This is a genomic window from Chryseobacterium sp. MMO-72 (assembly GCF_037146035.1).
Lineage (GTDB): Bacteria > Bacteroidota > Bacteroidia > Flavobacteriales > Weeksellaceae > Chryseobacterium > Chryseobacterium indicum.
This window is the reverse complement of sequence record NZ_JBBCWG010000001.1, coordinates 467,679-487,801: the sequence shown is the minus strand read 5'-3', so window position 1 is coordinate 487,801 and position 20,123 is coordinate 467,679. Positions and strand designations below refer to the sequence as shown.

Annotated in this window: 20 protein-coding genes; 13 read left to right on the top strand and 7 right to left on the bottom strand. The window is 35.3% G+C overall.

Features of this window, described 5'->3' with window-relative positions:
• Nucleotides 1-44 precede the first annotated feature (44 nt).
• Both WFH39_RS02220 and fmt read left to right on the top strand, forming a co-directional pair.
• Nucleotides 45-1,946, top strand: coding sequence for a RecQ family ATP-dependent DNA helicase (locus WFH39_RS02220; protein ID WP_336688633.1), 1,902 nt, complete (start codon nucleotides 45-47; stop codon nucleotides 1,944-1,946).
• Nucleotides 1,947-2,045: 99 nt separating this feature from the next.
• Nucleotides 2,046-2,993 carry a methionyl-tRNA formyltransferase gene (gene fmt / locus WFH39_RS02215; protein WP_336688632.1) on the top strand — a complete coding sequence of 316 codons (948 nt, stop codon included), beginning with the start codon at nucleotides 2,046-2,048 and terminating at the stop codon, nucleotides 2,991-2,993.
• Between the two features lie 116 nt (nucleotides 2,994-3,109).
• Here fmt and ribB read toward each other — a convergent pair whose 3' ends face one another.
• Together ribB and WFH39_RS02205 are read right to left on the bottom strand one after the other, a co-directional pair.
• The gene (gene ribB, locus WFH39_RS02210) at nucleotides 3,110-4,231 is read right to left on the bottom strand and encodes a 3,4-dihydroxy-2-butanone-4-phosphate synthase (RefSeq protein WP_214590785.1); all 1,122 of its coding nucleotides are present in this window, start codon (nucleotides 4,229-4,231) and stop codon (nucleotides 3,110-3,112) included.
• 68 nt (nucleotides 4,232-4,299) lie between these two features.
• A complete protein-coding gene (locus tag WFH39_RS02205; RefSeq protein WP_336688631.1) occupies nucleotides 4,300-5,304 on the bottom strand; it encodes an LLM class flavin-dependent oxidoreductase in 1,005 nt (334 codons plus the stop codon).
• 234 nt (nucleotides 5,305-5,538) lie between these two features.
• On the opposite strand from WFH39_RS02205, the gene WFH39_RS02200 reads away from it, so the two are divergent.
• The 5 genes from WFH39_RS02200 (at nucleotide 5,539) to WFH39_RS02180 (ending at nucleotide 8,561) form a co-directional block, all read left to right on the top strand.
• A complete protein-coding gene (locus WFH39_RS02200) occupies nucleotides 5,539-6,045 on the top strand; it encodes a hypothetical protein (RefSeq protein WP_214590787.1) in 507 nt (168 codons plus the stop codon).
• A gap of 16 nt (nucleotides 6,046-6,061) precedes the next feature.
• Nucleotides 6,062-6,517: a hypothetical protein gene (locus WFH39_RS02195; protein WP_336688630.1), complete on the top strand. Its 456-nt coding sequence runs from the start codon at nucleotides 6,062-6,064 to the stop codon at nucleotides 6,515-6,517.
• Nucleotides 6,514-7,206 (top strand): endonuclease/exonuclease/phosphatase family protein, encoded by a 693-nt coding sequence (locus WFH39_RS02190; RefSeq protein WP_336688629.1) that lies wholly within the window; start codon nucleotides 6,514-6,516, stop codon nucleotides 7,204-7,206. The genes WFH39_RS02195 and WFH39_RS02190 overlap by 4 nt, the downstream gene beginning before the upstream one ends.
• Before the next feature lie 54 nt (nucleotides 7,207-7,260).
• Nucleotides 7,261-8,061 (top strand): hypothetical protein, encoded by an 801-nt coding sequence (locus tag WFH39_RS02185; RefSeq protein ID WP_336688628.1) that lies wholly within the window; start codon nucleotides 7,261-7,263, stop codon nucleotides 8,059-8,061.
• A 62-nt stretch (nucleotides 8,062-8,123) separates the two neighbouring features.
• Entirely contained in the window at nucleotides 8,124-8,561 is a 438-nt protein-coding gene (locus WFH39_RS02180; RefSeq protein WP_336688627.1) for a hypothetical protein, read from the top strand.
• A 43-nt stretch (nucleotides 8,562-8,604) separates the two neighbouring features.
• Here WFH39_RS02180 and WFH39_RS02175 read toward each other — a convergent pair whose 3' ends face one another.
• Complete coding sequence (locus WFH39_RS02175; RefSeq protein ID WP_336688626.1) at nucleotides 8,605-8,976, bottom strand: hypothetical protein; 372 nt, start codon at nucleotides 8,974-8,976, stop codon at nucleotides 8,605-8,607.
• Between the two features lie 111 nt (nucleotides 8,977-9,087).
• Nucleotides 9,088-11,214, bottom strand: coding sequence for a helix-turn-helix domain-containing protein (locus tag WFH39_RS02170; protein WP_336688625.1), 2,127 nt, complete (start codon nucleotides 11,212-11,214; stop codon nucleotides 9,088-9,090).
• A gap of 82 nt (nucleotides 11,215-11,296) precedes the next feature.
• On the opposite strand from WFH39_RS02170, the gene WFH39_RS02165 reads away from it, so the two are divergent.
• On the top strand, nucleotides 11,297-11,737 hold the full coding sequence (locus tag WFH39_RS02165) for a hypothetical protein (RefSeq protein WP_336688624.1): 441 nt from the start codon (nucleotides 11,297-11,299) through the stop codon (nucleotides 11,735-11,737).
• A gap of 150 nt (nucleotides 11,738-11,887) precedes the next feature.
• On the opposite strand, the gene WFH39_RS02160 is transcribed toward WFH39_RS02165, so the two are convergent.
• Entirely contained in the window at nucleotides 11,888-12,424 is a 537-nt protein-coding gene (locus WFH39_RS02160) for a gamma carbonic anhydrase family protein (RefSeq protein ID WP_214590795.1), read from the bottom strand.
• 392 nt (nucleotides 12,425-12,816) lie between these two features.
• On the opposite strand from WFH39_RS02160, the gene WFH39_RS02155 reads away from it, so the two are divergent.
• Together WFH39_RS02155 and hemH are read left to right on the top strand one after the other, a co-directional pair.
• Entirely contained in the window at nucleotides 12,817-13,695 is an 879-nt protein-coding gene (locus WFH39_RS02155) for a NifU family protein (protein ID WP_336688623.1), read from the top strand.
• Nucleotides 13,696-13,762: 67 nt separating this feature from the next.
• The gene (gene hemH, locus WFH39_RS02150; protein WP_214590796.1) at nucleotides 13,763-14,785 is read left to right on the top strand and encodes a ferrochelatase; all 1,023 of its coding nucleotides are present in this window, start codon (nucleotides 13,763-13,765) and stop codon (nucleotides 14,783-14,785) included.
• Between the two features lie 81 nt (nucleotides 14,786-14,866).
• Here hemH and WFH39_RS02145 read toward each other — a convergent pair whose 3' ends face one another.
• Nucleotides 14,867-16,819, bottom strand: a complete 1,953-nt coding sequence (locus WFH39_RS02145) for a M4 family metallopeptidase (RefSeq protein ID WP_235129706.1) — start codon at nucleotides 16,817-16,819, stop codon at nucleotides 14,867-14,869.
• A 451-nt stretch (nucleotides 16,820-17,270) separates the two neighbouring features.
• Between WFH39_RS02145 and WFH39_RS02140 the strand changes: the two genes are divergently transcribed.
• The gene (locus WFH39_RS02140; protein ID WP_336688622.1) at nucleotides 17,271-17,498 is read left to right on the top strand and encodes a hypothetical protein; all 228 of its coding nucleotides are present in this window, start codon (nucleotides 17,271-17,273) and stop codon (nucleotides 17,496-17,498) included.
• Between the two features lie 51 nt (nucleotides 17,499-17,549).
• Nucleotides 17,550-17,753, top strand: coding sequence for a hypothetical protein (locus WFH39_RS02135; protein ID WP_336688621.1), 204 nt, complete (start codon nucleotides 17,550-17,552; stop codon nucleotides 17,751-17,753).
• 109 nt (nucleotides 17,754-17,862) lie between these two features.
• On the opposite strand, the gene WFH39_RS02130 is transcribed toward WFH39_RS02135, so the two are convergent.
• On the bottom strand, nucleotides 17,863-19,074 hold the full coding sequence (locus tag WFH39_RS02130; protein ID WP_336688620.1) for a type IX secretion system plug protein: 1,212 nt from the start codon (nucleotides 19,072-19,074) through the stop codon (nucleotides 17,863-17,865).
• A 129-nt stretch (nucleotides 19,075-19,203) separates the two neighbouring features.
• On the opposite strand from WFH39_RS02130, the gene WFH39_RS02125 reads away from it, so the two are divergent.
• Entirely contained in the window at nucleotides 19,204-19,842 is a 639-nt protein-coding gene (locus WFH39_RS02125) for an MBL fold metallo-hydrolase (protein WP_336688619.1), read from the top strand.
• Nucleotides 19,843-20,123 lie beyond the last annotated feature (281 nt).

Sequence of the window (20,123 nt, the reverse complement as noted above, 5' to 3'; positions counted from 1 at the left end):
TTGCGTGGCTTTTTTTGTAAGAATACTTTTATTACTTTTATCCTATGATTTCTCAGCAAGATTTTCAAGAGCTAAAATTTAAAACCCTGAAACATTTTTGGGGGTATGATGGTTTTCGCGATTCTCAGGAAGCAATTATAGATTCTGTCATTAATGAAAAAGATACTCTTGTCCTGTTGCCTACAGGAGCCGGAAAATCTCTTTGTTATCAGCTTCCCGCTTTATTAAAAGAAGGAACCTGTCTGGTTATTTCCCCTTTACTCGCCTTGATGAAAGATCAAGTAAACCAATTGAAATCGAGAGGAATTGAAGCAGAATATCTGTCTTCGGAACTGGATGAATATGATGCTGAAAATATCTATGACCGATGCAAAGAAGGACTGACAAAAATGCTGTATGTCTCTCCTGAAAGAATCACCAATAAACAGTTTCTGCAGAATATTGAAGAAATTGAACTGTCATTCATTGCAGTAGATGAAGCGCATTGCATCTCAGAGTGGGGACAGGATTTCCGTCCGAGTTATCAGAATATCAAAGAATTCAGAAAAAACAATCCTGAAATTCCTTGTCTGGCTTTAACCGCAACCGCTACGCCAAAAGTTCTGGAGGAAATAAAATTAAAACTGGAATTAAAAAATCCGCAGGTTTTTCAGAAAAGTTTTAAAAGAGACAATATTAAAATTTTCATGGAAGAAGTTTCGGATAAATTTCAGAAAGTCTTCGATATTTTAAAATTCTCCAACGAATCGGGAATCGTTTATGTAAGAACCAGAAAAGAGGCTGAACTTCTCAGTGAATTTCTGAAAAAAAATCAGCTTAAAAATGTAGATTACTTTCATGCCGGTTTATCTACGAAAGAAAAAAATACCAAACAGGAAATATGGAACAGAAGCAGTAACCATGTTTTAATTTCCACCAATGCTTTCGGGATGGGAATTGATAAGGATAATGTACGTTTTGTACTGCATTACTCTCCTGCTCCTTCCATTGAAAATTATTATCAGGAAATCGGGCGTTCCGGAAGAGACGGAAAAGAAAGTTTTGCATTTCTGCTTTGGAATAAGCAGGAACTTTTAAATTTTGACCAAATTTTAAAGAACCAGATTCCCAATAAAGCTGAGTTTTTAAAAATCGTTACTTACCTCTACTCTATTTTTCAGGTTGCTGAATTTGAACTTCCGGAAAAAGTTTTTCAGCTAAACATCAACGGAATTTATAATTTCACGAAACTTTCGAATGCGAAGATCAGAAATGTTCTCAATTTTCTTCACAATCAGGAAATTATCTATTTTAACGAACATAAAAGTCTTTCATCACTACAACTTTTGATGGAAGCCTATGAAATCGATCAGCTTCCTCGAAAAGATGCCTATTTTTTAGAACTGATGCTTCGTACGATTTCCGGAATTACTACGCATAAAGTGATGTTCAGTGAACAGCAGGTAAGCGGAAAAATCGGATCAAGTGTGGAACTGATTAAAGAAAGACTAAAAGAACTTCAGCAAAAAGGATATGTAGAATATATTGATGGGGCTTTAACCAGCGTAAAATTTCTGAAACCAAGAGATGAAAGGTTAAACAGCTCTGTGTACTGGAAACTTTTTGAACATATTCAGAAAAATAAAATCCAAAAGTGGGAAGAAATGAAATTTTACATCGAAGATGAAAAATACTGTAAAATGAAGCTCATCCTAAACTATTTCGGTGAAAAAAACGCTAAAAACTGTGGGCAATGCTCTGTCTGTGAGCGAAATAAACAGTCGATTTTCGGGAAAAACATTTCACACCAGATTCTGAATCTGCTCGGCAAAAGACCTTCAACCATTGAAGAACTTTCTATTCAGCTAAGCTATCATTCAAAAGAGAATATTCTGGAAAATTTAATTTTTCTGCTGGATACCGGAAAAGTAAAAATGCTGAATTTCAGAACGTATGCTTTGGCTTAAGATACTTCAGTAAGCTCAGCATTACATTTTTCTGATTCCAACTATCAATTTTAAAATTCAAATCTTTTAATCCTTCCTCAAAGACCTTATCTTTGCACTATGAAATCATTGAAAGTAGTATTTTTAGGAACTCCGGAGTTTGCCAAAGCTTCTCTGGAAGCCATTCATCATTCTCATCACGAAGTTGTGGGCGTTGTAACGGTTGCAGATAAAGCGAGCGGACGAGGACAAAAAATCAATCAGTCTCCGGTAAAAGTTTTTGCCGTAGAAAATAATCTTCCTGTTTTTCAGCCTGAAAAGCTTAGAAACCCCGAGTTTTTAGAGGAATTGAGAAAACTGGAAGCCGATGTTTTTGTAGTGGTCGCTTTCAGAATGATGCCGAAAGTTTTGTTTGAAATGCCTAAAATGGGAACTTTCAACCTTCATGCTTCTTTACTTCCCGATTACAGAGGTGCTGCACCGATCAATTATGCGATTATCAACGGTGAAGAAAAATCAGGAGCTACAACGTTTTTTATCAACGAAAAAATAGATGAAGGAAATATTCTGCTTCAGGAAGAACTTCCCATTTTACCGGATGAAAATGCGGGAAGTCTTCACGACAGACTCATGGAAATGGGCTCTGAACTCGTGGTAAGAACATTAAACGGATTGGCAGAAAATTCAATTACAGAAAAACCACAGCCTCAAGTTGAGCATCCGAAAAATGCCTTTAAAATTTTTAAAGAAGATACAAGAATCGACTGGACGAAAAATTCGAAAGAAATTCATCAGTTTATTTTAGGAATGTCTCCTTATCCTGCAGCTTTCACCACTTTAAAGATAGGCGAAGAAGAAAAAGGACTTAAAATTTTCGGTGGAAAATTTGAAATTTTAGATCATGGAAAAACAGCAGGAAGCTTGGAAATCTCTAAAAACGGATTTAAGATTTTTACCCAAGACGGCGAATATTTTCCATCAGAATTACAGCTTGAAGGAAAAAAGAGAATGAACATCAAAGATTTCCTGAACGGTTTCAGGAATTTCGACGAAATAAAAATGGCTTGAGAAATCAAGCCATTTTTATTTCGTCGAAGTGAATTGTCAACAGTGAATTCATTTCATTATCAATTTTAGCATTGTATTCACTTGCAGAGCAAAATTAACCATTCACAATTCACATTTTATAGCTGCACCATTTCAGTCACCTCAACATCATATCCGCCAACCTGCGGCTTCACATTAGGATTCTGGGTAATTACTTTAAATTTATTAATTCCCAGATTTTTCAGTATCTGTGTTCCGATTCCGTAATCTCTGTAATTGAATGCCAAAGTCGGATGCTGCTGTTGTCCGTCCTGATAATTAAGGAACTGCTGAAGCTTTCTTAATGTATTTTCAGAGTTTGAAACATTATTAATGAAAACAATGGCTCCTTTTCCTGCTGCATTTACCATGGAGGTTACTTTTTCCAACTGAGGTTTCTCTCCGTTATTCAGTCTCGTTAAAACATCAAAATAAGAATCTGATGACTGAACTCTTACCAAAACAGGCTCATCAACCGTCCATGAACCTTTGGTTAAGGCAAAATGGATCTGATCGTTGGATGTTTCTCTGAAAGCAAAGAAATCGTAATCTCCGTAAGCGGTTTTTACTTTTCTTTCTTCAATTCTTTCAATAAGATTTCCTTTTTTAAGCTGATAATGAATTAAATCTTCAATGGATACTATTTTCATATCATGTTTCTGTGCAAAAGCATAAAGCTCAGGAAGACGGGACATAGAACCGTCTTCATTCATGATTTCACAGATTACCCCTCCTTCTTTAAGACCTGCAAGACAAGTTAAATCTATTGCAGCTTCTGTGTGCCCTGCTCTTTTCAGAACACCTCCTTTTTTGGCTCTTAACGGGAAAATATGACCGGGACGCATGAAATCTGTAGGCTTGGATTTTTCATCCATCAAAGCCAGAATGGTTTTTGCTCTGTCGCTTGCAGAAATTCCGGTAGAAGTTCCGTTTCCTAAAAGGTCTACAGACACCGTGAAAGCGGTTTCTTTCGGATCGCTGCTTCGGCTTACCATTACTTCAAGACCAAGCTCATCACATCTTTTTTCAGGAAGCGGCATACAGATAAGCCCTCTTCCGTGAAGCGCCATAAAATTGATAATTTCAGGTGTTGTAAGCTCTGCCGCACAAAGAAAATCTCCTTCGTTTTCTCTGTCTTCATCATCCACTACTATGATTATTTTACCATTTTTAAGGTCTTCTATTGCCTCTGGAATAGTATTTAACTTAATATCAGACATTTTTACTTTTTAAATTTGTGCAAAGATACTTATAAAAATATGCATCTCCCAATATTATAAATTCTTTATTATTCGCCAAATACGGAGTTTTTAGCTTTTCTGAAAATATGATAAGACTCCAGTCTTTTCTGATGGTCATAAATATGAGAATTAATCATCAGTTCATCAACATTGAATTTTTCCTGAAAACTTTTCAATTTCTCTTCGATTTCACTCTGATCTCCAATGAAAGTGTATCTCAGTTTCTGCAAAACCATGGATTTTTCCATGGGCGACCAGATATCGTCCATATCATCAACCGGCGGCGCAAAAGGCTTTCTGTCGTTTCTTACAATATTAATGAAAGCCTGAAACAAAGTTGTTGACATTTTATGCGCTTCTTCCGAAGTTTCCGCAGCAATTCCGTTGACACAGGCAATAATGTAGGGTTTGTCTAAATATTTTGACGGTTCAAAATGTTCTCTGTAAATATTAAAAGCCATTTCCATCTGCTCCGGCGCAAAATGTCCCGCAAAAGCATACGGAAGCCCCAATTCTGCTGCCAAAAAAGCACTGTCTGTACTGGAACCTAAGATATACATCGGGATATCCAATCCCTCTCCCGGAATGGCACGAACCAAAGCATCACGGTTTTCTTTGGAAAAATATTTCTGTAATTCTAAAATCTGTCTTGGAAACTGCTGGTTGATCAATGCCGGATTTCTTCCTAAAGCCTGAGCGGTTAAACCATCCGTTCCGGGAGCTCTTCCCAAACCAAGATCAATTCTTCCCGGAAAAAGAGATTCAAGAGTTCCGAACTGTTCGGCAATCACTAATGAACTGTGGTTCGGAAGCATAATTCCTCCGGAACCTACTCTTATTTTTTTGGTTCCGTTGGCGATAAAACCAATCAGAACGGAGGTTGCAGAACTGGCAATGCTTTCCATATTGTGGTGTTCGGCAAGCCAGAATCTTTTATAATCTAAATGTTCAGCATGGCTGGCTAAAGATAAGCTGTCCTGAAAAGTATCATGAACAGTTTTTCCCTGCTTTACAGGGGCAAGATCCAATACTGATATTTCAAAATTTTTCATATCGGGATATTTTGTTTAGACAAAAGCATTTCATAAACTTTTGTCGGTTTCATTATTTTAAATTTTTACCCAACAAAGATAAGACTAATAAACTTCATTAGTTACTTTTTGTAATCGATAGGATTAATGGTGAGGTTCAGGGAAAAACTATGGGAAATCAGGCTAATATTAAATCGCTTTTTTGAATAATCACTTTTTGTATATTTGGTATTGATTTCAATTCAAAATTTAACCATGAAAAAACTCTTATTTCTTATTATCATTTTAATTTTTACAGGAAAAATATTTTCTCAAAAAAAACTGAATATTCCTACTACATTTCCCACCGAATATGGAACATTTACTTTTCCTTTAGGTTCAAAAATTATTTTAGAACTGAAAGAAAATGGCAATAAATATGAATACCGCGTTTTGAGCATGGAACCTTATAAAGAATATTATCCTTTAAGTAAGGAGAAGGATATTTTCTCAAAAGATATTAAAGAAAATACGATTGAAGTTTTTTTCACAGGAGCTTACTATAACGAAGGGAAGGAAGATAAAGACTGGAAATCTCTTTTATCTTTAAAAAGCAATGTAAAAACATCTTTAATCTATAAAGCGGATATAAAATATTATTTCAAGGATGAATTTGAAAACACCTCTATTTCAGGAGTTTTTCCCAAGGCGAAAATGAATGAAATATGGGGTCATAAAATTGATTTCATTACTTTATATGACTTTGAGAAATTAAAAAGATAAGATCAATAATTAAAACATGAAACCGAAAATAAGATATATCGAAAACAAATCTTCCGGTCATCACGGATCTGCGTGGATTGGTTGGGTTGAATTTTCAAAATCCGGACAAACGGTATATTTCAATAATAAGGCTATTAAAAAACTTAAAATTCCCGGCATTTCGGGAAATCATTTTGATATTGAAACCGGTGAAGAATATTGGGTTTCCGGAGTGAAGAAAAATGGACAGGACAGACATCAACTTGGCGGCGGAAAGATTATGATCGACAGAAAATCTGTTCCTGAATATTTAAAACTCGTTGATTTTACTGTTTTAGATGAAAATACATATACGCTGATTGATTTTGCAAAAACCGATAAGCAAAGATTTAATGAAATAGAAAATGAAGAAATATTCTTCAAAGATACAAGTCGTCATGCAAGTTATTATGACAACAATCAACGGAAATTAATTTTAAACAGGGAATATTGAAAATTGCAACCCTCAATATCGATTGGGCAATAAAAAAGAAATCTTCAGGAACCGCAGAATTTCTCAATCAGTTTGACTTTGATTTCCTTATTCTTACGGAAGCCATTGATCTTGATCTTCAAAATTTTCCGTATCAATATCTCTGTTCGCCGATTCCTGAGAACACCGTTTATGAAAATCTCAATTATTCGGAATATTTAAAAGGAGAAAAAGCTTTCCGGACAGTTTTGTACTCTAAAATTCCTTATTCGAAAAAATATGCTGTAACGGATGAAAAAACTAATCTCGCTTTGGAATTTGAAACAGAATTGGGAAAAATTGTTTTCTATTGTACGATTATCGGAACTTGGTTTAACCGAAAACCTTTTGTGGATATAGAATTGCAGAATACCATTCGCGATTGCCGAAAAATTGAAGCTGAAAACAAAAATATTTTTATCGTTGGTGATTTTAATACATCCTTCCGAAAAGGAGAGGAACAATTTTCAATTAATTTAAAAACAACAGAAGCTTTAAAAAATCTTTTTGATGAACTGAATATCATCCCTGTAACTTCAGAAATTAAAGAAAATATTGACCATATTGTGATTCCGAAAGATTTTTCAGAAAATACAGAATGCGGAATTTTTGTGGATAAAAATGTGATGAGTGATCATAAAGGCATTTCTGTTTCGATGGAAAAATTTTAATTCTTTTAATATATTCCTTTTATGTTATATCTTTATTATTCTAAAAACTAAACGGTGAAAAAGAAAAGTGTAATCTTACTGCTTTTATTCATTATAAGCTGTGAAAAAAACAAAATTGTAAAAGAGACAACTGAAAACAAAGATTCACTGACTGCAAACACAAATATTTTTTCAAAGATTGCTGAAGATAAACAGAAAAAATATGAAAGTCAAAAAATAAAAAATTTAAATTCAAAACATTATACAACACTCGATACTGTAGTGATACGTAATGAAAATGATTTTTTATTAAAACTGAGCAGACAAGATTTCAACAAAATAATCGATAATCACCCTGAATTTTTCGATGAAATAATCCAAAGTCCAGATATTACTTACCGAAATTTTGGTTCAGATTTCAGCAGTGAAGCCGGACAAGATCAGTATTATAATCTGTACGCTTATTTTCTGGCACAAAAAAACGGAATAGAAAAGAATGCCCGACATCGTAAAAAATTAATCAGAATTTACTCTGCTATCAATTCGATTTTTGGCTATCTCGCGAATGGCGGAACATTTTTCGGGCATCAGCAATCCCGCCTTGTTGCAGATGCTGAATATGCTGTCTATCTTCATTCTGAATCAGATAACAGTCAATCCAAAGATGAATATGATGTTTCAAAACAAAAGAAACTTTATATACAGTCTCTGAGACAAAGGATCGACGACGAGGTTAAAATTGATAAAGAATCTACAACAAAGGAAAAAACTGAGCGGATTCAGGAGCTCAATGGATTTGTTAACGAAATTGATCTCTTGATTACAAATTTATTTTATCTTCGATGTGCACAGCATTTTCAATGTAATTACTATTAGATTTTCAAAAAATTCAGCAAAAGAAAAAAATAACATATAACGATTAAAAAAAATAATTGAAAATGAAAAGCATTTATCTACTTCTTTTATCCTTTCTGTTACTAAACTGCAACTTCAACCAGTTTTACAAAGACCGGGAATCCGATAAAGCAGATGGTGAAAAAGTGCCGCAAAAGTTCTACTGGGAAATTCGATACGGTGGAAATCAGGATAATATTTTTAAGCTGTTCGGAGAAAAATTTTTCAGTGTAACGAGTAAAGAAAAACTTATAGAACTTTTAAATGTGACGGGACAAATCGGTCCTGTTGGAGAATATAATCTTTCTCACTGGGAAACACTGGTTGTAAAAGGCAGCAATCCCAAGAGTGAATATCTTTTCGTTTACGATGTGAAAAGAGGAACTGAAAAAACACAGGAAACTTTCACTTTAGAAAAAGATGAAAACGGAGATATAAAAATTGTAGGCTATCGTGTGAATCAGGATATGCTTAGCAAATAAAAAAAAGGTCAGTAATTTTCTCAATTGCTGACCTTTTATTTTTTTATTTTTCTTCGGTATAGCGTTTAAACAACTGTTTTTCCTTACCTTCCATTTTATTCTGAATCACCAAAACATCTTTGCTCAGTTCCTGAATTTCAAATGTTTTTTCTTTTCCCAGTAACGTAATTTTCAGGTTTCCTTTGGTTCTTTCAATTTTATAAGGTCCGTTCATTCCGCCGATCATCCCGTTGGAAGCCTGATCGATCATTTCAAGACTTGCCGTACTGTCTTTTTTAAAGGTGAATATTCCGGTGGAATTGCTGTTCGCAATGGATTTCTGCGACCATGAACCAATGAGGAGATCGTAATTGAATTTGGAATCGTGATCTGCATTCAGCAAGAAGGCAAACAAAAAAGTAAATAGATATTTCATTGTGATGAGGATTTAAGACCTAAAAATACAAAAATTCATCTGGATTTTATTCTTCCAAAATTTTATAATAAAAAAACCTGTGAGGTTTGTGGCTGATAAATCAGCAATATTTTATTGATTTTTCTCTTTCAGATAATTAAAGTGATTGATCAGAATACGGATTTCGTTAAATTCAAAATGACTTGGGAGAACATTTTTCCACTCCGTTAAAGTTTCTTTGGGATCTTTGTAGAAAATATCTTCAAAGGCTTTTATTTTATCCGAAGTAACCACTCTTGAAATATCGAGCAATCCCTGTTCTGCAAATTTTGCGAGATGACCAATCACGGTTTCTTTCACCAAACCTCTTTCCAGAGCGATTTCCCCGATGGTTTTCCCCTGCTCAAACAACTGGAACGTGAGAACCTGAGAAGGAACTTTTGCGACTTTCATGCTCACTTCCTTGTTATTGATCTCATCCAGAAGTTTTGTTTCCAGCAAATGAATTTCCTTTAAACTGTTTAAATATTCTTCAATGTCTTCCAGCCAAACCCGGAAATCTTCATTATACTGTTTCAGACCTTTTGTTCCTTTAATTTCGGCATAAAAATCTTTCAGCGGACTGAAAACCTTATCTCTGATTGCGGTAAAAAAGAAATTCACCGCACCTTTGGTTTTGCTTTCAATTTCAGACCATTCTTCTTTCTGCTCAATGAAATTATTCACCTTTTGGGAAATAACCCTTTCCAGTTTTTCGAAAATCTTGCCGAGATTGACGATTTCAGGTTTTAACTGGTTATACAATTGTTTCGTCTTAAGATGATCCAGACTTTTTGTAACGATTGAAAGATTGTTCCAGTCTTCAACTTCTTTTAAAAGCCACTGAGAATCGACTGCACGAAGTACTTTTCTGATGCTGTAATCGTATTTTTCGTTATTTAAAATCTTTTCAACCTGATCATTCGCAACTGTATCGGTATGGAAATGCATAATTCTGTTGTCTTTAAAAATAACTTCGGGCGTAATTTTAGATTTCAGAACAATCCCTTCCAAAGTACGGCAACGCGATAAGGCAACATATACCTGTCCTGCGGTAAAACTTTTTCCGGCATCAATAATCACCCGGTCAAAGGTTAAACCCTGACTTTTATGAATGGTAACCGCCCATGCTAATTTTATCGGAAACTGTTCGAAACTCCCCAAAACTTCTTCTTTGATATTTTTATCGGTATCCAGAAAATATTTTTTCTGTTCCCAGACTTCACGCTTTACGGTAATTTCCCTTTCGCTTCCGTCGAGAATTACTTTAATTTCGTTTTCGTCCAACGCAGAAATTTCGCCCAGCTTTCCGTTGAAATATCTTTTTTCTCCGGAAATATCATTTCGGATAAACATGATCTGCGCTCCGATTTTCAGGTCTAAAAACTGTTCGTTCGGGAACTGATTTTCTTTAAATTCTCCGAAAAGTTTCGCTTCGTAGGTTTTAGAAGTTATTTTTATTTCGTCGAGTTTTTCCTGATTGATATCGTCTGCCATTTTATTGTGCGAACAGAGATAAACATAAGGTTCGTCTCCGGAATTAAAATCCGGATCATATCTTTCATTTAACCTTTCAAAATCTATATTCGCAATATCTCCGTCACGGATCGCATTAAGAATCGCAAGAAAATCTTCATCCGACTGACGGTAAACTTTGGTTAACTCTATCGTAATCAATGGGATTTCCTTAATCGCATGACTATCAAAAAAGAAAGGCGAATTGTAGTACATTTTAAGAATATGCTCATCCCTCACAACCGGCGGAAGCTGATACAAATCTCCGATGAACAACATCTGAACCCCTCCAAAACGCTGATTATTTCTACGGATAAATCTCAGAGAAAAATCCATCATATCCAGAACATCAGATCGAAGCATGGAAACCTCATCAATAATAATTACTTCTACTTCCCGCAAAAGTTTAAGCTTATCTTTTCTGTATTTGAAATGAGGCATCAGGTCTGCAATATTATTTGCCAGACTGGTATCAATTCTTTCCGTAGTTGGTAAAAACGTTCTCAATGGCAGTCCAAACATAGAATGAATGGTTACGCCACCTGCATTAATGGCTGCAATTCCTGTAGGAGCCACAACGATGTGTTTTTTTCTGGTACGCTTTACAAAATCGTTGAGGAAAGTCGTCTTTCCTGTTCCTGCTTTTCCCGTTAAAAATACGCTTCGGTTGGTATGTTCTATTAAGTCAAAAAAATGATTGTTCATCGCTGTCAAAATTACGGAAATGAAACTTAAAATCCTTATCTTGGCATAAGTTTTGAAAATTTTGAAACAGAAAAAAGTTATTATGCTAAAACCTCTTTCTTATATTTCTGCTCTATTATTCAGTATCTCGGTAGTATTTGTTTCCTGCGGAACCGCAAAAGAAGCAAACGCCAATCTTCCTCAGGATATCGCGGAAAGACCTGCCGATGAAAGCAGCCAGAAATACGATCAGGCACAGCTCGACAGAATTCGGGTTTCCATAGAATCTGAAGTTGCAAAAGAAAAATGCACAAATGCAAACGAGTGGGCTTTTGCTCCGATAGGCGCTAAATCCTGCGGCGGACCTCAATTCTATATTGCCTATCCTAAAAAAATGGAAGAAAGTATTTTAAGCAGAATTGATGATTATACTGAAAAAGTAAAAGCATTTAACCAGAAATACGGAATTATGTCGGACTGCATGATGGTGAATCCTCCAACCGCGATTAAATGTATAAAAGGTAAAGCCGAACTTATTTACTAATTAAAACCATTAAATTCTTTCAGGAATTTCATTAAGAATAAAAAAAGCATTGCTGAAATTTTTAGCAATGCTTTTTTATTTTCATGAATTTGAATTTACTGTGAAAATTTACCTGCGAAGCAAATTCACCATCCATCATTGAATTAAAGCTTATCCTTCTACATTCTTCACGTTTTCTTTATACCATGAAGAATATTTTACGTAATTATCTGCAATTCTGTTCACTTCCCCTTCCAGAAGCTGCGAATTAATATCTTTGATTTTTCTTGCCGGAACACCGCCCCAGACTTCTCCGGATTTCACATGGGTTCCCTGCGTTACCACAGAACCGGCACCGATGATTGAGTTTTCTTCCACAAGACAGTCGTCCATCACAATCGCTCCCATTCCGATAAGCACATTGTCTTTAATGGTACATCCGTGAACAATTGCGTTGTGACCGATAGATACATTATTTCCGATATTCAGAGGATGTTTCTGATAGGTACAGTGTAACATTGCATTATCCTGAACATTTACTTTATTCCCCATTTTGATGTAGTGAACATCTCCTCTAATCACCGCATTATACCAAATGCTGCAGTCTTTTCCCATGGTAACATCGCCAATGATTGTTGCTGTTTCTGCCAGAAAAGTATTTTCTCCTATTTGTGGTGTTTTACCTAAAAGTTCTTTTATTAAAGCCATATGTATGTAGTGTTAATTTAACAAATTTAAAAGCGACACATAAAGATAAATGAGCATTCCTCCTATCACTGATACTATTATTTCTAAAAAAAGAATGGTTAGTTTACTTTTAATAACATATTGAAATCCAAAATCAATGATTAACAATAAAACGGGAACAAAGATTCCAAAAAACAAAACCACTCCATAAAGCAAAAACTCCCCTTCTGTTCTACAAGCTGTATACATAGCAAAAATGAAGAGTATCAGAGCGAGAATATTAAATAAGGAAATTTTATAACTGAAATTCATGGATTCAAATCAATAATAACACTAATAGCAAAAATCTAACTATCCATTTTCTTCAATCCCACTTCTTATGCGTATTTTTGTATCTCAAATTTAAAGAAAAAATGCGTACGATACTTATAGAGCCAACCGAAAACCCGAAAGTGATGAAATTTGTAGCAGATTACAACCTCATTCCGGGATCTTTGGAGTTGGACAGAGATTCAGATATTTCAGAAATTCCGATTGCTCAGGAGCTTTTCAATTATCCGTTTGTGGAAAGAATTTTCATCACGGCAAATTTTGTGGCAGTTGCAAAACAGGATACCGTAGGATGGGAACATGTGGCAGAAAGCCTTAAAAATGTAATTGAGGATGAATTGCTTGCTAACCCTAGAATTTATCTTCAGAAGAAGAAAGAAATGTACCAGATTTATGCGGAAATGACTCCGAACCCGAATGTAATGAAATTTGTTTCGAACAAATTATTGCTTGAAGGTTTTGTAGAAGTAAAATCGAGAGAGGAAGCTGAAGGTGTTCCTTTGGCTCAGGCAATTTTCAATGAATTTGATTTTGCGAAGGAAGTTTTCATTTCAGATAATTTTGTAGCAGTTACGAGAGACAATTCTGTGGAATGGCATCAGGTAATGATGACGGTTCGTGCATTAATTGCAGAATACCTACAGAACGGCGGCGAAATTTCAAATATTGAGGCTCAAAAGCATGAAAATCCTGTTGAAAAAATCATCAACAGAGAATATACAGACGACGAACAGAAAATCTCAGATATTTTAAATGAATATGTAGCTCCTGCAGTAGAAAACGACGGCGGAAAAATTTCTTTAATGGAATATGACAAAGAAAATAAAACCGCAAAAATGCTTTTACAGGGCGCTTGTTCCGGATGTCCAAGCTCAACAGCTACATTAAAAGGCGGAATTGAAAATATTTTAAAACAGTTTGTTCCGGATTTAGTAGAAAAAGTGGAAGCTGTAAACGGATAAAAAACATAAGTAATCAGTAATAAGCACTATTAAATTACTCATTACCATTACTCATTATTTATATTTTATGAAAGGAATTTTATTAGTAAATCTTGGTTCGCCGAAGTCTACGGCAGTAAATGATGTAAGAGAATATCTGGATGAATTCCTGATGGATGAAAAAGTGATCGATTATCGCTGGTTCTTCCGTGCACTTCTGGTACAGGGAATTATCCTGAACACAAGACCGAAAAAATCTGCGGAAGCATATAAAACGGTTTGGACGGACGAAGGTTCGCCGCTTATCGTGATCACAGAAAAAATTCAGAAGAAGCTTCAGAAAGTGGTGGATGTTCCTGTGGAAATCGGGATGAGATATGCGCAGCCAAGTATTGAAGCCGGAATTCAGAAACTGGTAGATCAGGGAGTTTCCGAGATTGTACTTTTCCCGCTGTATCCTCAATATGCAATGAGTACCACAGAAACGGTGGTAGAAAAAGCAGAGGAAGTAAGAAAACAAAAGTTTCCGAAGGTAAAGATCAATTATATCCAGCCTTTTTACGATCGTGATATTTACATCAACTGTTTAGCGGAAAGCATCAGAGAAAAACTTCCTGAAAATTTCGACGCTTTGCAGTTTTCTTATCACGGAGTTCCGGAAAGACATATTTATAAAACCGATCCTACGAAAACGTGTAATCTGAACGACTGCTGTTCCAGAGAAAGCAATCCAAGTCATACGTTTTGCTACCGTCACCAATGTTTCAAAACAACGAATCTGGTGATTGAAAAACTGAATCTTCCCAAAGAAAAAACCATTGTTTCTTTCCAGTCGAGATTAGGAAAAGACAAATGGATCGAACCTTACACCGATGAAACACTGGAAACCATTCCTAAAAAAGGAGTGAAAAATCTGGCAATTGTCTGTCCGGCTTTCGTTTCAGACTGCCTGGAAACACTGGAAGAAATTTCAGTGGAAGGAAAAGAGCAGTTTTTACACGGCGGAGGAGAAAATTTCCATTACATTCCCTGTCTTAATGATGAAGACCGATGGATTGAAGTGGTAAAAACACTTTGCGAAGAAAAGCTTCATGAGTTTTATCTGGTATAATACCTTTTAAAATCAAGATAATAAAGAAGACCACAGGAAAATCCTATGGTCTTACTTTTTTTAATTATGATATTACTACTGTTATTTTTTAATTAAGTTTCCTGCTTTTTGTCCATTTACAGTTACTACATAAATACCAGGAAGCATATTACCCGGAAGCTGAATTTCCACTCTGTTCGCTCCATCTGTTAATTTCACCTTTTCGGAAATTTCTCTTTTACCGGTAAGGCTCATTACTTCTACTACTCCGCTTCCTTCTTTACCTTCAAATGATACGGTAAATTTATCGGTTGCCGGATTTGGACTTATTGTGTATAATGAAGCATCTGAAGCGGCAGTTTTTCCTGCAGCAGACGTTCCGCCTCCTACTCCCACAGCATTCCATGCATTGGTAACCTGAGTAACTTCAGCACTTCCTGCACCGTATAAATCTGCAGCAGCCTGAAGAGAATACGTTCTTGCATTCAGATAAGTTGAAGAAGAGGATAAATATGTTGTAAGAGTTCTGTAAGCGATAGCTGCCGCTTTATCCAGACCGATCCCCGTAACATTGTAAGCAAATCCTTTATCATTAGTTCCGGTTCCTCCTGTTACTAATAAATAGTACCAGAAATTAAGAACTCCTGAATTCGTATGAACTCCACAGTAATCATTGGTCTGAGTAGGACTTGCACAACCTGTTGTGGTAGTTGCTTTCCAGTACGTTCCAAGATAAGTGTCCGGCTGTCCGTAAGCATTAGGGTTTGCCATGTCTCTGATTACATAACTGAAATCTTCTCCTAATTTCCAACTATTTTGTGTAGGTCTTGCCCAACGCTCTATTGAATTTCCAAAGATATCGGAGAAACCTTCATTTAAAGCTCCAGATTCTCTCTGATAAGCAAGATTTGCTGTTTTAGAAGTCATCCCGTGAGTGATTTCGTGACCACAAACATCCAAAGCTGTAAGAGGTTTTCCTCCGTTTGTTGTGGAACTTCCGTCACCATACGTCATTCTGGTTCCGTCCCAGAAGGCATTAAAATAATTGGTAGAGTAATGTACATACGATTTTATTGCAAAATGATTGTTATCGATACTCTTTCTTCCGAATTTAGTATACAGATAATCCAACGTCATTTCTGCTCCCCAATGTGCATCAGTTGCATATTGATCTTTGTTGGTATTAACGTTATTCCATGTATTATCCGCATCTGTAAAATCTACTGCCGAAGCATAGTTGGTTCCTTTTTTAAGGTCAAAAGTCTGAACAGCCGTTCCGCCGTTTCTTCCTGTTTCTCTTAATCTGTAGCTTCCGTTATAAGAATCTGTAACGATGCTTCTGGTTCCGCTGTAACCTGTAACAGCTGTTCCCGGGGTATTAACTTCGTGGATAATTGCATCAACTCCCAATACCTTACCGTCTTTTGCGTCTACAAAAACATATTGTCTGCTTAATGGCTTTTCAGCATAGATGTCGAATTTGTAAGCCAGCTTCAAATCCTTCATTTTATCATCAGCAGGATCAGAATAATAAACCACTTCTCCTTTAGGAGCGAAAGATGCACTGGCATCATTTGATTCTTTTTTAATAAATTCTTCCTCTTCTTTATTCTGCCATTTGTAAGAATCTGCGCCTACAAATGCCATCGCGTTCTGTAATGCGATGCTTTCGGAAATTTTAGCACTTTTTTCTAAGTTTTTAGGAGTCTTAACAATCCATTTTCCGGATTCTCCTACAATTTTGCCGTCTTTGGTCTGTACAGCCATCATCCCGTATTCTACAGGAATTCCATCGATGGTCTGCTGAAATCTGTGCGTTTCAAATCCCAACTGATCTTTTTCAAAACCCAACTTGCGACCCTGAGCTTGGGATAGTCTTTGTGAAGTTTCATCAAATAAAACCGGACTGCCCTGAAAAGCAGGTCTGTCTTTTTCGAATCTCATAAAATCTGCATGCAGTCCGTCTTTAGCCGGAATTAGTTTAGACGGTACATTTTGTCCGAAAACAAAAGAACATACAGCAACACTTGACACTAAGATAAATTTCATTTTCATAATAAATATTTATTGGTTTTAAATTTAATTAACAAAAGATTTATATCAAATTAACGAAATAAATATTAAATATTCAATAGAATTTATAAATCAGCAAAAAAATCATAATCACAATTTTACAATAAAAAACTTCTTTAATGTAAAATTTAATCATTAAACATATTTTATGTTAAAATATTTAACATAAATAATTAATTTATGAATTATTTTTTTCACTATGCAGGGCATTATAATTCAAAGCTGTATGAATTATATAAGAAAAGCCTAGAAATTTAAGACCTTGTTGAAAATATAAAAAAAACATACACACCCCTAAAAAAAGTAAATTTTTTTTAAAAAAACTAAAAAACAAACAAAACACCCCCTTTTTAAATGACAAATATTTTGGAAATAAATATTTTTTATTACCTTTACCCTATAAATCACATTGCTAATTAAAAAGACAGATCAGATGAATGCAACTGCCGAAATTCTAAAAAATAAAATCGAAAACTTAAATCCGGAAATGCTGGAAACTTTTGCAAAGATGGTAGAAAGCCTTGAAGTGAAAAATAAAACAGCGATATCGCAATTTTATCTGGACGAAATTTTATATAGAATTCAGTTTCACAGAGAAAATCCCGACACTAAACTGGACTTCTACGAAAATATCTCGGAGCTGAAAAAGTACTGTGCCTAAACAATGAATGTACTGCTCTCTTCTATTGCCAAAAACGACATAAGACTGCTTATGAGAGTTTTTAATGCGGAAAAAGAATATAAAGGAACTGATTTTTTAGAAGAATTAAAAGAATGTGTAAATGGAATTTCAAAAAAAGAGAGAAAAAAGATTCAGGAAACTCTCGTGGAAACAATGCCAGATTTCCCAGTAAATATCCATTATCTTTTTGAAGATGAAGAAAACATTTTAATAACTGCCGTATTCAAAACATAAATCACCAAAACTTCCAGACTATTATTATATTCAAACCTCACGGATTTATCTGTGAGGTTTTTTAGTTAATGACATTACTATTTTTGCATGAAATCAATCGGCTGTAAAATCATCTCACCGGCGTTCTGAATTCGCCATACCCCATTAATCCGTCATAATTTCTTCCGAAAGGGGCATAATATAAAAATCCTTGATAAAGATTTTCCGTTTGCCAGAAATTACCGTTCACTTCACCGAAATTAAGTCTTCCATCGGGATTTTTTGTTGCCAGAATATAGTTGTAAAAACCCTGCTTCAGATATATTTTTGCAACATATTTTTTTAATGTCTCATCATACTGCATCTGGTTTTCTTTGCCTGGTTTAAAATTATTGAACCCTCCCAAAACAAAAATTTCTTTGTCTACCGGCTCAGAATCAAGGTAAAAATGTACCCATGAATAATCTGCTTCTCTCGTAGCATCCCTTTCTCTTCCCAGATCATTTCTACGGTAATACCACGCGCCGTTAACATCCGGCTGATACTGATAATTCAGCGGGAAAGCCCACACCGGATGAAGATAAGTCTGGTTAACTCCGTCCAAAAGTTCGGTTGCACGAACCATATCTGCAGCCATGTTCATATTCTTATTATCGAAATAATAAAATTCATTATTCCCGGGAAATATCAAGGAAAGCTGCTGAAAAAGAAGCTGGTTTCCCAATGTCGCACTAGGTTTTAAATTATTTATTGTAACATTCGGATTATTGTTCTGCATTACATTCAGCGTCATGGAATTTACATTCGATGTTATATCTCCGCCTTTGGGAACTGCTTTCACTTCTATCCTTTGGTTCGCATCCGGATTTCTTGCATCAGCAAATCTTGAAACCCCTATTGCTAAAGTTGCTGCATCTTCCACCACATAAAATCTTCTTTTGAAAAGCGGTTTTTCAGCAGAATCTTTATACACAATAAGCTCAAAATTCCCGGATATTTTCGGCTGCATTTTCTCGTTCGGGAAATTCAGCGTATAGTGCGTATATGATTGCAGCGTATTGAAAGAATACTGAAATTTATCCAGCAAACCATTTAAACTTCCATTGGCAAATTCTGTAAAAAAGAGATTATCGTCTTCCCAGTTTCTGTTGTAATGCTTTATGGTATATCTGTAAATTTCGCTTGCGTTGGTAAGATCATCGAAACTTAAAACCAACTGCTGATTAAAATTAATAACCGGTGTTTCGTCATTGGTCTGTGGATTAAACAATTGAATACTCTGGATATTCTGTCCAAAAACCAGTCCGCCCAAAGAAAGTAAAAGTAGCTGCAATGTTTTCATTATGACGAAGATAAAGAAAAATCGTTTTTAAACATACAATACGGGAATCTTTATCAATTAAAAATTTATTAAAACTTTTAAACCAAAACTTTTGTAGCTACCTTTGTTTCCAATAAAAACATTCAGAATATGCTTCAGATCCAAGGTTTCGTATTCAATTTTGCAAGCGAAAACACTTATATCCTTTATAACGAAAATAAAAAAGCATGGTTATTTGATCCCGGAAATATGAACGGACAGGAAACCAAAGCAATCGAAAATTTCATTTCAGAAAATGAACTGAAAATTGAAAAAATTCTTTTAACGCACGCTCATATTGATCATGTTTTGGGCTTACAATGGGCTTTTGACACGTATAAAGTTCCTGTTCTGATGCACAGAGAAGACAAAGAAGTGCTGGATATGTTCCAGATCAGCGGGATGAGGTTTGGTTTTGAGCTGGATCATATTCATGTGGAAATTCAATATATTAATGAGGGTGACGAACTGGATTTTGACGGAGAAAAGTTTAAAATCTATCATGTTCCGGGACATTCTCCGGGGAGTGTGGTTTATCATAACGAAAACCAGAAATTCATTATTTCCGGTGATGTTCTGTTTGAAGGAAGCATCGGAAGAACCGATCTTTATAAAGGAAACTACGAGCAGTTAATTGAAGGAATCAAAACCAAACTTTTTATTCTGGATAATGACACTCAGGTTTTCTCCGGACATGGAAATCCCACGAAAATCGGGTTTGAGAAGGAGTATAATCCGTTTTTTAAGTAAGACTGTTTGAGTGTGGGTGAACTAAGAGAGTTTAGATACGAACCTTTCTGTTTTAATCTAAATTGATTTGCATTTTGTTACAAACAAGGTTGTTTTAAACTACATTCATTTGCATTTGATTACAAACAGGGTTGTTTCAGAATACCTGCATTTGCATTTCATTACAAACAGATTGTTTCAGAGTTATGTAAACTGCATTTAGTTACAAACAGGGTTGTTTTAGGCTACCTGCACCTGCATTTGATTACAAACAAAGTTGTTTCATATAAAGTACTGTTCAC

What these genes read in the sequence shown, in the direction of transcription:
- WFH39_RS02220 (WP_336688633.1), top strand. Translation starts at nt 45, where the DNA reads ATGATTTCTCAGCAAGATTTTCAAGAGCTAAAATTTAAAACCCTGAAA.
- fmt (WP_336688632.1), top strand. Translation starts at nt 2,046, where the DNA reads ATGAAATCATTGAAAGTAGTATTTTTAGGAACTCCGGAGTTTGCCAAA.
- ribB (WP_214590785.1), bottom strand. Translation starts at nt 4,231, where the DNA reads ATGTCTGATATTAAGTTAAATACTATTCCAGAGGCAATAGAAGACCTT.
- WFH39_RS02205 (WP_336688631.1), bottom strand. Translation starts at nt 5,304, where the DNA reads ATGAAAAATTTTGAAATATCAGTATTGGATCTTGCCCCTGTAAAGCAG.
- WFH39_RS02200 (WP_214590787.1), top strand. Translation starts at nt 5,539, where the DNA reads ATGAAAAAACTCTTATTTCTTATTATCATTTTAATTTTTACAGGAAAA.
- WFH39_RS02195 (WP_336688630.1), top strand. Translation starts at nt 6,062, where the DNA reads ATGAAACCGAAAATAAGATATATCGAAAACAAATCTTCCGGTCATCAC.
- WFH39_RS02180 (WP_336688627.1), top strand. Translation starts at nt 8,124, where the DNA reads ATGAAAAGCATTTATCTACTTCTTTTATCCTTTCTGTTACTAAACTGC.
- WFH39_RS02175 (WP_336688626.1), bottom strand. Translation starts at nt 8,976, where the DNA reads ATGAAATATCTATTTACTTTTTTGTTTGCCTTCTTGCTGAATGCAGAT.
- WFH39_RS02170 (WP_336688625.1), bottom strand. Translation starts at nt 11,214, where the DNA reads ATGAACAATCATTTTTTTGACTTAATAGAACATACCAACCGAAGCGTA.
- WFH39_RS02165 (WP_336688624.1), top strand. Translation starts at nt 11,297, where the DNA reads ATGCTAAAACCTCTTTCTTATATTTCTGCTCTATTATTCAGTATCTCG.
- WFH39_RS02160 (WP_214590795.1), bottom strand. Translation starts at nt 12,424, where the DNA reads ATGGCTTTAATAAAAGAACTTTTAGGTAAAACACCACAAATAGGAGAA.
- WFH39_RS02155 (WP_336688623.1), top strand. Translation starts at nt 12,817, where the DNA reads ATGCGTACGATACTTATAGAGCCAACCGAAAACCCGAAAGTGATGAAA.
- hemH (WP_214590796.1), top strand. Translation starts at nt 13,763, where the DNA reads ATGAAAGGAATTTTATTAGTAAATCTTGGTTCGCCGAAGTCTACGGCA.
- WFH39_RS02145 (WP_235129706.1), bottom strand. Translation starts at nt 16,819, where the DNA reads ATGAAAATGAAATTTATCTTAGTGTCAAGTGTTGCTGTATGTTCTTTT.
- WFH39_RS02140 (WP_336688622.1), top strand. Translation starts at nt 17,271, where the DNA reads ATGAATGCAACTGCCGAAATTCTAAAAAATAAAATCGAAAACTTAAAT.
- WFH39_RS02135 (WP_336688621.1), top strand. Translation starts at nt 17,550, where the DNA reads ATGAGAGTTTTTAATGCGGAAAAAGAATATAAAGGAACTGATTTTTTA.
- WFH39_RS02130 (WP_336688620.1), bottom strand. Translation starts at nt 19,074, where the DNA reads ATGAAAACATTGCAGCTACTTTTACTTTCTTTGGGCGGACTGGTTTTT.
- WFH39_RS02125 (WP_336688619.1), top strand. Translation starts at nt 19,204, where the DNA reads ATGCTTCAGATCCAAGGTTTCGTATTCAATTTTGCAAGCGAAAACACT.